This window comes from Kitasatospora sp. NPDC058492 (assembly GCF_042720685.1).
Taxonomy (GTDB): Bacteria; Actinomycetota; Actinomycetes; order Streptomycetales; family Streptomycetaceae; genus Kitasatospora.
In genome coordinates this window covers 17109-32977 of sequence record NZ_JBHXMU010000086.1, presented here as the reverse complement: position 1 = coordinate 32977, position 15869 = coordinate 17109, and the positions used below count along the sequence as shown (strand labels likewise).

The 15869-nt window shown below is 74.1% G+C and carries 14 protein-coding genes; 10 read left to right on the top strand and 4 right to left on the bottom strand.

Annotation, left to right across the window (positions count from 1 at the left end; translation table 11 throughout):
- Positions 1-79: 79 nt before the first annotated feature.
- A complete protein-coding gene (locus ACFWPI_RS35915) occupies positions 80-1534 on the bottom strand; it encodes a sensor histidine kinase (RefSeq protein ID WP_380378486.1) in 1455 nt (484 codons plus the stop codon).
- 134 nt (positions 1535-1668) lie between these two features.
- Between ACFWPI_RS35915 and ACFWPI_RS35910 the strand changes: the two genes are divergently transcribed.
- From ACFWPI_RS35910 to ACFWPI_RS35875, 8 genes are all read left to right on the top strand, one after another.
- Entirely contained in the window at positions 1669-2226 is a 558-nt protein-coding gene (locus ACFWPI_RS35910) for a heme-binding protein (protein WP_363368367.1), read from the top strand.
- 73 nt (positions 2227-2299) lie between these two features.
- The gene (locus ACFWPI_RS35905) at positions 2300-2716 is read left to right on the top strand and encodes a PPOX class F420-dependent oxidoreductase (protein ID WP_107453052.1); all 417 of its coding nucleotides are present in this window, start codon (positions 2300-2302) and stop codon (positions 2714-2716) included.
- 43 nt (positions 2717-2759) lie between these two features.
- A complete protein-coding gene (locus tag ACFWPI_RS35900; protein ID WP_380378484.1) occupies positions 2760-3173 on the top strand; it encodes a hypothetical protein in 414 nt (137 codons plus the stop codon).
- Between the two features lie 84 nt (positions 3174-3257).
- The gene (locus ACFWPI_RS35895; RefSeq protein ID WP_380378482.1) at positions 3258-4142 is read left to right on the top strand and encodes an NAD(P)-dependent oxidoreductase; all 885 of its coding nucleotides are present in this window, start codon (positions 3258-3260) and stop codon (positions 4140-4142) included.
- Positions 4143-4228: 86 nt separating this feature from the next.
- A complete protein-coding gene (locus tag ACFWPI_RS35890) occupies positions 4229-4807 on the top strand; it encodes a flavodoxin family protein (RefSeq protein WP_380378481.1) in 579 nt (192 codons plus the stop codon).
- 348 nt (positions 4808-5155) lie between these two features.
- Positions 5156-6349, top strand: a complete 1194-nt coding sequence (locus ACFWPI_RS35885) for an LPXTG cell wall anchor domain-containing protein (protein ID WP_380378480.1) — start codon at positions 5156-5158, stop codon at positions 6347-6349.
- Positions 6350-6519: 170 nt separating this feature from the next.
- On the top strand, positions 6520-7746 hold the full coding sequence (locus ACFWPI_RS35880; protein WP_380378479.1) for a hypothetical protein: 1227 nt from the start codon (positions 6520-6522) through the stop codon (positions 7744-7746).
- Positions 7747-7894: 148 nt separating this feature from the next.
- Entirely contained in the window at positions 7895-8668 is a 774-nt protein-coding gene (locus ACFWPI_RS35875) for a MerR family transcriptional regulator (RefSeq protein ID WP_380378477.1), read from the top strand.
- A 55-nt stretch (positions 8669-8723) separates the two neighbouring features.
- Here ACFWPI_RS35875 and ACFWPI_RS35870 read toward each other — a convergent pair whose 3' ends face one another.
- Complete coding sequence (locus ACFWPI_RS35870; protein ID WP_380378475.1) at positions 8724-9782, bottom strand: helix-turn-helix domain-containing protein; 1059 nt, start codon at positions 9780-9782, stop codon at positions 8724-8726.
- A 234-nt stretch (positions 9783-10016) separates the two neighbouring features.
- Between ACFWPI_RS35870 and ACFWPI_RS35865 the strand changes: the two genes are divergently transcribed.
- Positions 10017-10691, top strand: a complete 675-nt coding sequence (locus tag ACFWPI_RS35865; RefSeq protein ID WP_380378473.1) for an RNA polymerase sigma factor — start codon at positions 10017-10019, stop codon at positions 10689-10691.
- On the top strand, positions 10688-12142 hold the full coding sequence (locus ACFWPI_RS35860) for a hypothetical protein (RefSeq protein ID WP_380378472.1): 1455 nt from the start codon (positions 10688-10690) through the stop codon (positions 12140-12142). Before ACFWPI_RS35865 ends, ACFWPI_RS35860 begins: the two co-directional genes overlap by 4 nt.
- A gap of 52 nt (positions 12143-12194) precedes the next feature.
- Here the strand turns inward: ACFWPI_RS35860 and ACFWPI_RS35855 are convergent, their stop codons facing one another.
- Positions 12195-13694 (bottom strand): aminopeptidase P family protein, encoded by a 1500-nt coding sequence (locus tag ACFWPI_RS35855; protein WP_380378470.1) that lies wholly within the window; start codon positions 13692-13694, stop codon positions 12195-12197.
- A gap of 136 nt (positions 13695-13830) precedes the next feature.
- Complete coding sequence (locus ACFWPI_RS35850) at positions 13831-15267, bottom strand: PP2C family protein-serine/threonine phosphatase (protein WP_079135750.1); 1437 nt, start codon at positions 15265-15267, stop codon at positions 13831-13833.
- Positions 15268-15869 lie beyond the last annotated feature (602 nt).

Genomic DNA, 15869 nt, shown 5'->3' with positions numbered 1-15869 from the left:
CGAACGTGCTGTGGGCGCTCCTGCGCGACAACCGGATCTTCACCTCCGCCCCACCGGTCGCGCAGGCATCTTGACTTCATCATTGAGACTCCAGGGGGATCGCGGCGGAGACGACGGTGCCCTCGCCGGGGGTGCTCTCCACGGTCAGGGTGCCACCGAACTGCCGCAGCCGGGCGCGCATCGCGGGCAGCCCGTACCCGCGGCCGCCGGCCGCCCCGACCGCGCCAGGGTCGAAGCCCTGCCCGTCGTCGGCGACGTCCAGGACGGCCTGGTCGCCCAGGTAGGACAGGGTGATCGCCGCGGCCGACGCACCGGCGTGCTCCCGGACGTTGGCCAGCGCGCCCTGGGCGATCCGCAGCAGCGCGGACTGCGCGGCGGCGGGCAGCGGGACGGGCGTGCCGTCCAGGTGGAAGCGGACCGGCAGACCGCTCTCGGCGGCCTCCCGCCCGGCGAGCGCGCGCAGCGCCTGGTCGAGCGGACGGCCGTCGGCGAGTTCGGCCGGCGCGAGGTCGTGGACGAAGCGGCGGGCCTCGGCCAGGTTGCGGGCCGCCACCTCGGCGGCGGTCCGGACGTGGGTGCGGGCGGTCGTCGGCTCGGTGTCCCAGGTGCGCTCGGCGGCCTGCAACAGCATCTGCTGGCTGGACAGCCCCTGGGCCAGGGTGTCGTGGATCTCCATGGCCAGCCGCTCGCGCTCCGCGTGGGTGCCCTGCCGCCGTTCGGTGGCGGCGAGTTCGCGCCGGGTGCGGACCAGGTCGGTGATCAGGGCGCGCTGCCGGGCGTCCTGCCGGTCCATGAACAGGAACACGCCGGTGGCGAGCGCGGTTACCGCGAACGGCAGCAGGACGAGGGTGGCGTCCGCCCCGCCGGCCAGCCGGAGCTCGGCGATCACCACCAGCAGCGTCAGGGCCGCCACCAGCGGGATCGCCGCCCGGGCGGGGAGCGTGCGCAGCGCGGTGTAGATCAGCGGGACGGCGCACCAGGCGAAGCTCGGCGCGAGCAGCACCAGCACCACCCAGAGCGCGACCACCAGTGCCAGCGGCCACCGGCGCCGACGCGGAACCCGTTTGTCGGGCGCAGCTTCAGCCCCGGGCGTGGGCGTGGGCACTGGTGACGGCGGTGGTGGCGGGTGGCGGTGCGCGAGCCAGGAGCCGGCCGGCTGGGCGAGGGCGAGGGCGATGCTCAGTCCGATCACCCAGGGGATCCGGGGGTTGCCGGGGTGGTGGGTGAGGTAGCGGCTGAGCGAGGCGGCGAGCAGCAGCAGGAAGGCGGAGTCGAGCAGTACCGCCAGGCGGCCCGCGTCCGGGTCGCCGGCGTCGTGACCGGCGGCGGGGCGGGGCTGCTGCACGGCTGGCTCCTGGTTGGACGGGCGATCGGCACCTGGGCGCCTCGGCGGGCGATCGGCGCCGGGGCGGGCACCGGCCGCCTCGACGGTGCGCCCGGTGCGCCCGGCGCACCGACCTGCACCGATCCCTCGATGGTGGCCCGGCCGGCCCGGTCCCGCATCAGCCGATCGGTTGACGGGGTTGTCCTCCATCATGCCCGCGCGGTCGCGCCGGAGCGTCGATGTGGCGGGCCCCGCCCCGGCCGGAGGATCGAGGTGGAGCCGGGCGGACCCCCTGTCGCCCGGCGGCCCCGATCCCGTTCGCCGATCCGCTGAGGAGCTGGACCATGAAGAAGATCTCCGTGCGCACCCGGGTGCTGACCGGCACCCTCGCCGCCGCCGCGCTCGCCGCCACCGTGGGCGCCGTCTCGGCCAGCGCCGAGACCTCCGAGACCCCGGCCGCGCCGGCCGCGGTGAAGGTCGACACCCAGAACAAGAACCTCGCCCAGAGCACCGGTCTGACCCTCGACGCCGCGACCCGCGCCGCCCAGGCGACCCTGGACGCGGCGGCCAAGGCCGGCCAGCACGTCTCGGTCGCGGTCGTCGACCGGGACGGCGTCACCCGGGTGCTGCTCAAGGGCGACGGCGCCGGCCCGCAGTCCCCGGAGTCGGCGCAGCGCAAGGCGTTCACGGCGGTCTCCTGGAACGCGCCGACCTCGGAGCTGACCAAGCGACTGGCCCAGGCCCCGACCCTCAAGGACATCCCGGGCACGCTGTTCCTGGCCGGCGGCGCCCCGGTGCAGTCCAAGGGCGCCCCGGTCGCGGCGATCGGTGTCGCGGGCGCGCCGAGCGGCGACCTGGACGAGCAGTTCGCGCAGGCGGGTGTCGCCGCACTGGCGAAGTGACCCCCTGGCCGGTCGGCCCGTCCCCCTGGTGCGCGGGGCGGGCCGACCGGCCAGGATGGGCGGTATGCCGACGATGACCGATGACCAGTGGCGGGCGTTCCTCTCCGAGGGCACCCGCACCGCCAAGCTCGCCACCACCCGGGCCGACGGCCGCCCGCACGTCGCGCCGGTCTGGTTCCTGCTGGACGGCGACGAGCTCGTCTTCAACACCGGTGCGGGCACCGTCAAGGGCCGCACCCTGGCCCGCGACGGCCGGGTGATGATCTGCGTGGACGACGACCGGCCGCCCTTCGCGTACGTCCTCGTGCAGGGCACCGCCCGGCTGAGCGAGGACCTGGCCGAGGTGCGCGCCTGGGCCACCCGGATCGCCGCCCGGTACATGGGGGAGGACGTCGCGGAGCAGTACGGGGCCCGGAACGGCGTGCCGGGGGAACTGCTCGTTCGGGTGAAGATCGAGAAGGTCTCCGCAGAACACGGGGTGGCCCTCTGAAAAGCCGGTGCCGCTGTCAGTGGTGCATGGCAGGCTTCCCGGTATGACGGCGTGGACCCTCAACGACATCGAACGTGCGATCCGCTCCTCCTGGGGTGTCGACACCTGTGCGCCCGAGGATCTGGCCCACTGGCGTCCCGACAATCCCGCCCGCGGCCACTGCGGGGTGACGGCGATGGTGGTGCACGACCTGCTCGGCGGCGAGCTGATGATGGGCGAGGTGCACGTCGGCGGGATCCGGACGGATCTGCACTGGTGGAACCGCTTCGCCACCGGCATCGAGATCGACCTCACCCGCGAGCAGTTCGGGCCGGACGAACTGGTCAGCCCCGGCCGTCCGGTCGCCCGCCCGGCCCGCCCCGGCCGGCTCCAGGCCCAGTACGAGCTGCTGAGCCACCGGGTGGTCACCGAACTGGAGCGCGGCCGCGTCCGGCTGCCGGAGCGCGCCTGCGCGTGAGTCCGTCCAGTACGCGGGAGACCACCGTCCCCTGACGTACAGTCATCCGCAGTGCGGTGACGGTGACGGCGACGGGAGTGTGCGATGGCCGGGGCGACGATCGGCTTCGTGGGGTTGGGCGCGATGGGGCGGGGCATGGCCGGCAGCCTGCTGCGGGCCGGCCACGCCGTCCGGGTCTGGAACCGCTCGCCCGAGCCGGTGGCCGCCCTGGTGGCCGAGGGCGCCGAGGCGGCCGGCACGCTCGCCGAGGTGTACGCCGCCGACACCGTGGTCTCCATGCTCGCCAACGACGAGGCGGTCGAACGGCTGCTGCTCGACCCCGCCCTGCTCGCGGGCGCCGCGACGACCCTGCACGTCAACATGGCCAGCATCTCCGTCGGGCTCGCCGAGCGCGCCGAGGCGCTGCACACCGAGCACGGCATCGGCTACCTGGCCGCCCCGGTCCTCGGCCGTCCGCCGGTCGCGGCGGCCGGCCGGTTGAACATCCTGACCGCCGGCGCGCCGGAGCTGCTGGCCCGCGCGGAGCCGCTGTTCGCCGCGATGGGGGAGCGCACCTGGCACTTCGGTGCGAGCCCGCGACAGGCCAACACCGCCAAGATCAGCACCAACTTCCTGCTGGCCTGCGCGATCGAGTCGATGGCCGAGGCGTGCAGCCTGGCCGAGGCCCACGGCGTCCGGCCGACCGACCTGGTCGAGATGCTCACCGGCACGCTGTTCCCGGGGCCGGTCTACTCCGGCTACGGGGCGATGGTGGCCGAACGCCGCTACGAGCCGGCCGGGTTCAGACTGCCGCTGGGACTCAAGGACGTCGGCCTGGCCCTGGAGGCCGGGGCCGCGCGGAACGTCCCGCTCCCGTTCGGCGGCATCCTGCGGGACGCCTTCCTGGACGCGCTGGCCCACGGCGACGCGGACAAGGACTGGGCGGCCGTCGCGGCCGTCGCCCGGCGCCGGGCCGGCCTGCCCGCCTGAGTGAACTCCCGGGCCCCGGACGTGGAATAACCGGGGTGCGGGGGGTGCTCGCACCTCCATCCGCACCACCGACCGGGGGAGTTCCGATGGCCGACCAGCCGGCGGGCGCCGAGGCGCCGCGCACCTTTCTGTTCCTCGACGCCAGTTCGCGTGCCGGCGGCAACTCCGAGCAACTCGCCCGGCTGGCCGCCGAGGCGAGCCTGCCGGCCGGGTCGGAGCAGCGCTGGCTGCGGCTGAGCGAGCACCCGCTGCCGCCCTTCGAGGACCTGCGGCACGTCGGGGACGGCCGCTACCCCGAGCCGGTCGGTCATGAACGGACCTTGCTGGACGCCACGTCGGCGGCCACCGACCTGGTCTTCGTCGCACCGCTGTACTGGTACTCGCTGCCGACCAGCGCGAAGCTCTACCTCGACCACTGGTCGTCCTGGCTCCGGCAGCCCGGGGCGGACTTCCGTGCCCGGATGCGCGGCGGCACCATCTGGGGCGTCACCGCCCTCGCCACCGAGGACGACAAGGCCGAACCGCTGATCGGCACGCTCCGGCTGACGGCCGAGTACATGGGGATGCGCTGGGGCGGCGCGCTGCTCGGCAACGGCACCCGCCCCGGGGATGTGCTGCGCGACGAGCGGGCGCTGATCGCGGCCAAGTCCTTCTTCGCGGGCTGAGCCCGCGCACCCGTTCCGGCGGGCGGTCACGCGGGCGCTCACCGGACGTTCACACAACCGATCGCTTCACGCCACGTGAGGCCGTGCGATACGGTCCTCCGGGCGTGTACCCGTCACTCTCCGGTCATCTTTCGGCAAAGAGCAAAAGCCTTACCGCAGGACGGAATTGGGCGATTCGGGCACTCCCGTCCCGTGAGCGGTCCCCAGCGTGACACCCGCCTTCCGGAGTGGCCGGATCCTTCGGTAATCTCCGTCGGACTTTCAAGCTTCGCGAGGGGTTCGAGGCGTCCACGGCCGCCCGCCCCGCCGCGCCCCGGGCCTCGCCCGGACTCTTCCGTGAGGTCTCCCTTGTCCATACGTCGCAGTCTTGCCCTTGCCGGCGTCGCCGCGCTCGCGTCCTCGCTCGTGCTGTCCGGCGCCCAGGGCGCCATGGCCGTCGGCACCACCGGTTCCCCGTCCGCCGCCGCCCAGGCGGCCGGCAAGGCCTCCCACCAGAGCCTCGACCTCTCGGTGAACGGCGTGCCCGGCACCTTCATCGCCGGCGGCGACGCCCGCGACTTCACCTTCAAGATCGACAACTCGACGAAGCACGACTTCCTCTTCCTCCCGCTGCTCAAGTTCAAGAACAAGGCGGGCTCGTTCAAGGCGAAGGACCTCAAGGTCCAGTACCAGCTGCCCGGCGGCCAGTGGCAGACCGGTTCGGTCGCCGCCGACGGCGGCGAGGACAAGGACAAGTCCGTCCTCACCCTGCTCGGCGCCCTCGGCCAGGACGGCAACCCCACCGACGACGACCTGCTCGTCGTGAACCACGGCAAGAGCTTCTCGATCAAGGTCCGGGTCTCCTTCACCTCGGAGGCGCCGCTCGGCCGGGCCGGCGTCGTCCCCGTGGTGTTCTCCGCTGAGCTCGACGACGAGACCCACGCGCCGGTCGACGGGGGCCACCTCAGCTGCGACGGCGTCCGCGGCGCGGGCTTCGTGATCAAGGCGGGCGGCGGCGGAAAGCCGAGCCCGACCATCACCCCGACCCACACCGGCAAGCCCAGCCCGACCGCGAGCACCTCGCCGACCACCTCCACCTCGCCGACGCCCTCCCACTCGGCGACCGCGAGCACGTCGCCGACGGCCACGGCCACCGCCACCGCCACCGCCACGGCCACGGCCACCACCTCGGCCACCCCGAGCGCCGAGCCGACCACGCCGTCGCCCTCGGTCCCGCCGACCACCCCGACCACCCCGGCCACGGGCGAGCCGTCCGGCTCCGCCTCCGCGTCGACCTCCGCCCCGGCCCCGGCCGACGGCAACGGCGACACCGCCGGCCCGATCGACTTCCCGGTGGCCGTCCCGACCCTCACCCCGCCGCCGCTCACCCCGGCCGCCGTCACCAAGGCCAAGGCCGCCGCCGACAACGGCGACAAGGCCCTGGCCCAGACCGGTGGCGGTGACGACACCACCGCCATCGCCGTGGCCGGCGGCGCCGTGCTGCTCGCCGGTGTCGGCACCCTCGTGGCGCTGCGCCGCCGCAAGTCGGCCCCGCAGGGCTGACCGCGGCCGCAAGGCTCGCTCCAGCCGTCACACCGAGGCGGTACCCGCCTGACAACCGCCCGCGCCGCCCGGCCGTCCGTTCGACGGACCTCCGGGCGGCGCGGGCGGGACACCTCCGTCACATAGGATGTCCGGCCGGAGGGGGGCGGAACCGGCGGGGAGAGGGACAGGTGCGGGGATCACGCACGGCACGGACGGCCACCGACTACGAGTCGGCGACCGGGCGGATCGCGGGGCTGCCGCTGCGCAGGCACCACGTTCTGCTGGTGGCCTGGACGGTGCTCTGGTTCTTCCTGGTCGAGCCCAGCGGAGGCTTCTCCTGGCACTACCTGCGCCAGGGTGAGCAGCTGCTCTTCAGCGACCACCCGGACGGCGGGCTGGCGCTCTACGCCCACCACCCGGAGCTGCAGATCGGCCCGGTCAGCCTGGCCGTGGCCCGGCTCACGGCCCCGTTCTCGGCCCACACCGGCCAGCTGATCGCCGAGGCGGCGATGTCCGGGCTCGGCCTGGTGATGCTGGTCCTGATCGGTCGCACCGCCGCCCTGTACTACCTGGGCACCGGCACCAACCACCGCCGGCTCCAGCAGCGCCTGCTGATCGCCGGGCTGGCGTTCATCCCGATGTGGGTCGAGGTCTCGGTCCGCTTCGCGCACCTGGACGACGTCCTGGCGCTGTTCTTCACCACCCTCGCCGTGCACGCCCTGGCCCGCGGCAAACCCACCATGGTCGGCGTCTACCTGGCGCTGGCGGTGGACTCCAAGCCCTGGGCGATCGCCTTCGCCCCGCTGATCCTGGCGCTGCCCAGGCCCGCCTGGCTGCGCAGCGCGCTCTGGTTCGTCGGACTGGTGGCGATCGCCTGGCTGCCCTTCTACCTGGGCAATCTGGACACCCTGGCGGCCGCCAAGTTCACCATCCCCAACCAGCCGGCCTCCGCACTGCGCTGGTTCGGGGTGACCGACCCGGCCACCCCCTGGTGGGACCGTCCGACCCAGTTCGCCCTCGGCCTCGGCCTCGGCACCATCGCGGTCTGGCGCGGCCGCTGGCCGGCCGTGGTGCTGCTCGGTGCGGACGCCCGGATCCTGCTCGACCCGAGCGTCTACACCTACTACACGGCCTCGATCCTGCTCGGCACCCTGCTCTGGGACGCGGTCGGGCAGAAGCGGCTCGTCCCGTGGTGGAGCTGGATAGCGCTGGCGGCGCTGTACGGCGGGACGCTGCTCATCCCGTCCGACGCGGGCCGCGGCTTCGTCCGGCTGGCCTTCGTGGTGGTCTCCGCCGCGTACGTGCTGTTCTGGCCCACCCAGCAGACGCGCCGCCCGCGGACCCCGGCGGACGGCGAGGGGCGGCGCCGTTCCTCCCGGCGGCGTGAGCGCGTCCTGACCGGCACCGGAGCCTGACCGGCACCGGAGCCTGACCGGCACAGGCACAGGCACAGGCACAGGCACGGGCGCAGTCACGGCGTCGGTGCCCTCCCTCCCGAGGACGGCTTGACCCTCACGCGGCGTGAGAGCGGAGGCTGGTGGTCAGCACGAAGGGAGAACCCGGATGAGCAGCGAGGGCTACTCGGTCGGCGCCGTGGCCAAGATCGCCAAGGTGACCGTCCGCACCCTGCACCACTACGACGAGATCGGCCTGTTGTCCCCCGCGGGCCGCACCCGGACCGGCTACCGCCGCTACCAGGACGCCGACCTCGACCGGTTGCAGCAGATCCTCTTCTACCGCGAACTCGGGTTCCCCCTGGAAGAGATCGCGGCGATCCTGGACGACGACTCGGTCAGCCCGAGCGAGCACCTCCGGCGGCAGCACCGACTGCTGACCGACCGGATCAGGCACCTCCAGGACCTCGCCACAGCCGTCGAACACGCCATGGAGGCACGAAGAATGGGCATTCAGCTGAGCCCGGAGGAGAAGTTCGAGATCTTCGGCGAGGGCTACCAGGAGGAGTGGGAGCAGGAGGCCGAACAGCGCTGGGGCGACACCGCGGCCTGGGCCGAGTCGCAGCGCCGCACCGGCGGCTACGGCAAGGCCGACTGGCAGCGGATCCAGACGGAGATGGCCGACCTCAACACCCGCCTGGTCGAGGCGCTCGCCGCCGGCGAACCCGCCGACGGCGCCGCCGCCACGGACCTCGCCGAGGCGCACCGGCAGCACATCTGCCAGAACTTCTACGACTGCACGTTCACCATCCACCGCGGCCTGGCCGGGCTGTACGTCTCCGACCCGCGGTGGACCACCACCTACGAGAACCTCGCCCCGGGCCTGGCGCAGTGGCTGCACGACGCCATCCTCGCCAACGCGGACCGGCACGAGAAGGCATAGTCGCCGCCGGATGCCGGATGCCGGATGCCGGATGCCGGGCCGCGTGGCGGGGGGGCTACGCGACCCCGCGCCCGAAGGAGCGCCGGTAGGCGGTCGGGGAGGTGCGCATCACCCGGCCGAAGTGGTGGCGGAAGGTCGCGGCGCTCTCGAAGCCGACCGCCGCCGCGATCTCCTCCACCGTCCCCTCCGGTGACTCCAGCAACGGCAGGCTGGCCGCGATGCGCTGGGTGACGACCCAGCGCATCGGGCTGGTGCCGTTGCGGGCCGTGAAGTGCCGCAGGTACGAGCGGTCCGACATCCGGGCGGCGCGGGCCAGCAGCGGGACGGTCAGCGGGGACGCCAGGTGGCCCATCGCCCACTGCATGCTGCGGGCGACCCCGTCGTCCTCCTCCTCGACCGGGCGGACGGCGGCCTCGATGAACTGGGCCTGCCCGCCGTCCCGGTGCGGCGCCACCACGAAGCGGCGGGCCACGCTGTTGGCGACCTTGGCGCCGTGGTCGCGGCGGACCAGGTGCAGGCAGAGGTCGATCCCGGCGGCGCTGCCCGCGCTGGTGAGCACGTTCCCGTTGTCGACGTACAGCACGTCCGGGTTGACCCGCACGTCCGGGTGGCGCTGCTGGAGCAGGTCGGCGTACCGCCAGTGGGTGGTCGCCTCCTGCCCGTCGAGCAGTCCGGCGGCGGCCAGCGCGAAGGCGCCCGAGCAGATCGAGACGATCCGGGCGCCGCGCTCGTGCGCCGTCCGCAGCGCGGTGACCAGCCCGGGGGAGACCGCGCCGCTGAACGCGTTCGGCACCCCGGGGACCACCACGGTGTCGGCCGAGGCCAGTTCGTCCAGCCCGTGCCGGGCGGTCAGCGCGAACCCGCCCACCGCGTCCAGCGCCGTCCCGGGCCGGTCGGCGCACACCTTCAGCCCGTACCAGGGCGCTGCCAGCAGGCCGCCCAGTTCGGGCCGGGCCAGCCCGAACACCTCCACCACCACGCCGAGTTCGAAGGGCGCCATGCCCGCGAAGGCGTACACCGCGACGTGGTGCACCGGCTCCGGGCGGGGGCCGATGACGACGGGCACCGGGCCCGGCCCGGTGCCGACCGGGCCCTCGACGTGCTGCTCGGTCATGCGGACCCCCTGCTGACGGGTGGCGGGATGGCGGTGAGTGTAGCCGTTCCGGCCGGCCGGGAATCCTGCTCGAATCCACCTGCAACCTTCACCCCGGTCACACGTCCATTGGTACGGGGGCGGAGAGGGGCGGGCCGAGGGCGGCTGTCAGGATCTCCCCGATCGCGATCTTGATCAGGAGTCCTGACGGTCCGGCGAGAGCCGCCACCGTCCCGGGGGAAAGCGGAAACGCGCATGTCCATGGCCATCGGGCCGATCGCCGGGCCGACGAGGGGGCGCGGTTTCTCCGTTCGCGGAGTGGTCGCCGTGCTGTTCGGCGCGCAGGAGGCCGACGAGGTGCCCACCGGTCCGGGTGACGAGCAGGCGGCGCAGCGCCGTTCCGGCTTCCGGCTGCTGCGCGGCGGGCGCAGGCCCGCGCAGGACCGGCCCACCCTGACCGACCTGTACCACGCCCACCGGCTGGGCCTGGTGCGGATGGCCGTCCTCCTGGTCGACCACCAGGACCTGGCCGAGGACGTCGTCCAGGAGGCCTTCACCCAGCTCTACCAGCGGTACGGCGAGCACCTGGACGACCTGGACAACGCGCTCGGGTACCTGCGCACCGCGGTGGTCAACGGCGCCCGGTCGGTGCTGCGCCGCCGGAAGACCGCCCGCGAGTACGTCCCGCCGCACGAGCCCGACGCCGCCTCCGCGGAGGACCACGCGGTGCTCAACGACGAGCACCGGCGGGTGCTCGCGGCCATGCAGGAGCTGACCCCCCGCCAGCGCGAGGTGCTGGTGCTGCGCTACTGGTCCGACCTGTCGGAGGCGCAGATCGCCGAGACCCTGGGGCTGTCCCGGGGCGCCGTGAAGTCCACCGCCAGCCGGGCCCTGGACGCCTTGGAAAAGCATCTGGAGAAGGTTCGATGACCGACGAGCTCCCCGGCCGCGAGAGCGGAGGCCGAGACGGTGACGGGCCGGCCGAGACGGCGACCGAACGGCTGCTGCGCGAGGCGATGAACGCCCGCACCTCGCTGATCACCGCGCACGACCTGCGCCCGGCGCAACCGCCGCGCGGCCGGGTGCGGCGCTTGCGCCCGGTGTACCTGACCGCCGTGCCGGTCTTCGCGCTGGCCGCCTCCCTGGCGATCGGCCTGCTCACCTTCCACGGCGACCCGCTGGCCAGGAAGGACGTCCCCCCGCCGGCCGCCACCACGACGACCTCGCCGAGCCCGGCCCCAGAACCGACGGCCGCCCCGACCCCCACGGCCCCCTCGCCGGACACCGGCAGTCCCGCCGCCGACCCGGAGACCGGGGCCCCGCTCTCCGACCCGACGTCGGCCGGCACCCGGACGACGGCGCCGCCCACCACCCCCGCCACCACCCCGGCCACCACCGCGCCGGCCGGGACGACGTACCCCTTCCGGGGCGTCAAGTTCAAGATCCCGCCGGGCTGGCGGGCCGTCAATCCGGATCCCGCCGCCAACAGCCTCTGCATCCTGAGCCCGAGTGCTCCGCAGGACGCGTCGGCCGGGGACTGCCTGCCGCACGGCGTGCTTCTGACGGTCCTGGACCAGGAGTCGGAGGCCTGGCCGAGGCTGCCCGACCTGGATTCCAGCAGCGGTTGGTCCACGCAGCCCTGGTGCCCGGCGTGGTCCTACTCCCCCACGCTCGCCAGGAGCGGACAGATCGACAGTGTCGGCCCGACCAGGAGCACACCCACCGTGGCAGGCCGTGCCGCACGCAAGTCGCAGTGGCAGATCAACTGCGGTGGCGACGCCTTCACGGCCCAGATGTGGGCCCTGCCGAAGGACTTCGTGTCCGTCGCGGCGATCGGCCTCAAGGCCGACTACCAGCCCGGACTGATGACGATCGTCAACACCCTCGACCTGAGCGGCCGCCAGGCGCCGCCCACGGAGGCCAACCGGAACGACATCGCGGTCGCCTTCGACGGCCTGGCGGCCGGTCAGCAGCTGACGGCGGGGAGTTCGGCCGTCACCTTCTCGGTGACCTTCCGGAACACCAGCCAGAACACCTACGGCCGGTTGCAGCCGCTGGTCGTCACGGAGCCCTACCCGGGTTCGCCGCCGGTGCAGGTCGTGCAGGGGCCCAACGACGGCAAGCTGGAGCGTCAGGACGGCGACACCTGGAGGCCGGCGCCGATGGGGCCGGGCAGCGACATGGGCTACGCGGTGGCGGACCAGGCGTCGCTGTTCTCCCTGGCCCCGGGGCAGACCAGGAAGGTCACCTACCGGCTGACCCTGGGCGCCGGGAACGGCCCGGGGGACATGCCGGTCTCGGCGCAGGTGACGCTTCCGTACAACGGAAGCAAGCTGACCGTGCTCGGCGAGAAGAAGATCTCCGTCAAGGTCACCAAGTGACACGAGGGCCCGGCCTCCCCACCACGGGGAGGCCGGGCCCTCGGCGGGTGGCTCAGGCCGGCGAGGCCATCCAGGCCTCGACCTCGTCGGCGCGGCGCGGCAGGCCGGCCGAGAGGTTCTCGTTGCTGTCGGCGGTGACCAGGATGTCGTCCTCGATCCGGACGCCGATGCCGCGGTACTCCTGCGGCACGGTCAGGTCGTCCTGCTGGAAGTACAGGCCGGGCTCGACGGTGAGGACCATGCCGGGCACCAGCAGCGCGTCGGCGTGCTCCTCGCGGCGCGAGTGGGCGCAGTCGTGGACGTCGAGGCCGAGCATGTGGCCGGTGCCGTGCAGGGTCCAGCGGCGCTGGAGGCCCAGCTCCAGGACCTTCTCGACGTCGTAGGCCGAGGCGTCCAGCAGACCCCAGGCGAGCAGGCGCTCGGCGAGCACGCGCTGCGAGGCGTCGTGGAAGTCGCGGAAGCGGGCGCCGGGCTTCACCGCGGCGATGCCGGCCTCCTGGGCGTCGTACACGGCGTCGTAGATCTTGCGCTGGAGCTCGTTGAAGCGGCCGTCGATCGGCAGGGTGCGGGTGACGTCGGCGGTGTAGAGGGTGTGGGTCTCCACGCCGGCGTCCAGCAGCAGCAGCTCGCCGGGGCGGACGTCGCCGTCGTTGCGGACCCAGTGCAGGGTGGTGGCGTGCGGGCCGGCGGCGGCGATGGTGCCGTAGCCGACGTCGTTGCCCTCGACCCGGGCGCGGCGCCAGAAGGTGCCCTCGATCCAGCGCTCGGAGGTGGCGACGGCCTGGCCGAGCTCGCGGACCACGTCGGTGAAGCCCTTGACGGTGGCGTCGCAGGCGGCGCGCAGCTCGCCGACCTCCCACTCGTCCTTGACCAGCCGCAGGCCGCTCAGGAACTCCTTGAACTCGGCGTCCCGGTCGGCGTCCAGCACGTCGGCCAGGGTGTCCTCCAGGCCGGCGTCGTAGCCGCGGACGATCCGGGTGGGCACCGAGGAGTCCTTGGTGCGCCCGGCCAGTTCCTCGGCGGCCTTGCGCACGTCGCGCGCCGGCAGGCCGAGCAGCTGCTCCTGCTCGCCCAGGCTGTTGCGGCGGCCGACCCACAGCTCGCCGTAGCCGTCCAGCCAGAACTCGCCGTTCTCGCGGTCGGAGCGGGGCAGCAGGTAGAGGGCGAACTCGTGGCCGGCGTCGCCGGTGGGCTCGGCGACGAGCACGGCGTCCTCGGTCTGGTCGCCGGTGAGGTGCACGTACTCGCTGGCGGCGCGGAAGCTGTAGTCGGTGTCGTTGGAACGCACCCGCAGGTTGCCGGCCGGGACGACCAGCCGCTCGCCGGGGTAGGCGGCGGAGAGCCGGGCGCGGCGCTCGGCCGCGTACGGGGCCTGGGCGACCGGGACGAGGCCGTGCAGGTCGGTGTCGGCCCAACCGGTCTTCATCGAGGCGGCCAGCTCGTCGGAGACCTCGCCGTACAGGCCGTTCTTGCGGCCCTTGAACTGCTGCGGCTCGTCGCCGCCGTCGGCTTCGGGGTTCTCGGCCACTGCGGGCGTGCGGTCCTCGGTCACGTGTAACGCCTCCTTGGGGTGGTACCGCCGCCCCTCGGGGGAGTGTCGGATCGCGACACGCGCGGGCGGCCGTGCGTCCATGGTACGGACGCCCGGCCGCTCGCCCGTTCGGGGTCGGGACGACTGTTCGGGGCGGCTATTCGAAGCGGGCCGCGAGCAGCAGCAGGTCGTCGGTGGCCGGTCCGGGCTCGGGGTCGGGGCAGACGGCCAGCAGGTGGGCGCAGAGCCGGTCCGGGTCGATCCGCACGTCGCGCGGGGCGTCGGCGGCGGCCCGGCGCAGGTTGGCCTGGCCGGCGTGCAGGGTCGGGCCGCAGCGGCGGGCCAGCCCCTCGGTGTAGAGCAGCAGGGTGTCGCCGCGGTCGGCGGTGAGCTCGACGCCGGGGGCCTCCCAGCAGGCCAGCATGCCGAGCGGGGCGGAGAGCGAGGTCTCCACGAACTCGGCGCCGTGCCGGCCGACCAGGACGGGCGGGCAGTGGCCGGCGCCGGCCAGGGTGATCCGGCGCTCCTCGGGTTCCACCCAGGCGTAGACGGCGGTGGCGGTGCGGGCCGGTTCGGTGGTCTTGAGCAGCAGTTCCAGGTCGCCGAGGACGGACACCGGGTCCTCGCCCTCCAGGACGGCGTAGGCGCGCAGCGCGGCCCGGATCCTGCCCATCGCGGCGGCCGCGCCGGGGGCGGAGCCGGGGCCCGCGCCGGGGCCGTCGCCGGAGACGGAGCCGACGGTGAGGCCGACGGTGCCGTCCGGCAGCGGGATGGCGTCGTACCAGTCGCTGCCGCAGGAGCGGTCCAGGCCGGCCGGGAGGATCCGGGCGGCCAGCCGCAGGCCGGCGGGCTGGGGGAGCCGGTCGGGCAGCAGGCCGCGGCGCAGCGCCTCGGTGGTGCGCCGGACCTTGTCCGCCTCCAGCTGCTTGGCGAGCAGCGGGGCGGCGATCCCGGCGTAGCGGTGGGCGAGCTCGCGCTGGCGCTCGGTGGGTTCGGCGGGTTCGTCGTAGAACCAGAGGGCGGCGGCGAGCGGGCCGTCCTCCTCGGTGGCGAGCGGCAGGCCGTAGCAGCCGCCGAGGCCGAGCTGGGCGGCGAGTTCGCGCAGCCGGGCGCCGGTGGCCGGGTCCTCGGCGAGGTCGGGGGAGTGCAGCCGTTCGGGCCGGTCCTGTTCGCGCAGCAGCCTGGCGAGCAGGCTCTGCTCGGGCGGGACGGTCTCCAGCGCGCCGAGGCTGGCGCGGTCGAGGCCGAGGCCGACGGGCTGGCCGGGCCTGCCGCCGGGCATCCGGGTGACCAGGACGCCGCGGCGGGCGCCGAGCAGGGCGGCGCCGGAGGCGAGGACGGTGTCCAGGGTGGCGGCGAGGCCGCGGGCGCGGGCGAGCTGTTCGGTGTGCCGGTGCAGGCTGGTGAAATCGGACAGTCGTCCGGCCAAACGGTCCTGCACCCCGGCGGCCGGTGCCGTGCGGACGTCCGCCGCGCCGTCCTGCGCGTCGGCGGGGCCGGGGAAGCCCGGTGGGTCGAGGACGGTCAGCCCGCCGGCGCTGCCGGGCTCGCCCGGCTCGGAGGGTGTCGACGACGACGGGTGGGACTCGGTCATGCCGCCACTCCTGACGTGCTACGTGCCATGCGGAACCCCCAGGTACGGCCGGTGTGGAGCGATGACGGCCAAAGGGCGCGTTTCGCCTCGATTCGCTACTACTCGTCATTGATCGACAGCAATGCCACCACTTCTACACAGGCCATTTGGGGCATGTCCAGATCCAGGACGACGCGGTGGCCTGTTCCACATCCGCGAGACCCGGTCGGGGGGCGCGTACGGCCTGGCCGCGCGCCGGTCCGGTCGGGAGGCATGGAGGGGACCGGGAGCGGGCAGAACGGAGGGGACGGACCCGGCGGCCGTCCGGATCGTATGCCCGCGCCGCCCGGGACCCGGGCTGGCCGGAAGTCTCTCACTCGTACGGTGGAACCAAGCGCGCCCGGGCGGCGTCCATCCGGTCGCATACGGGATTCTCGTTCCAGGGGCTGTTTCAGTGCGCGGCCCTTCTCATGTCGTGCTCCACACCGTGATCCACGTCGTCGCCGCGCCGCCCGCCATGCCGCCCGCCCCCCTTCGCGCCGCCGGGGCCGTGCCACCGCGGGTCCGCGTGACGAGTCCCGGCGGTGCCGACGGGCCGGAGCGAACCGAGCGGTCAGGGAAAG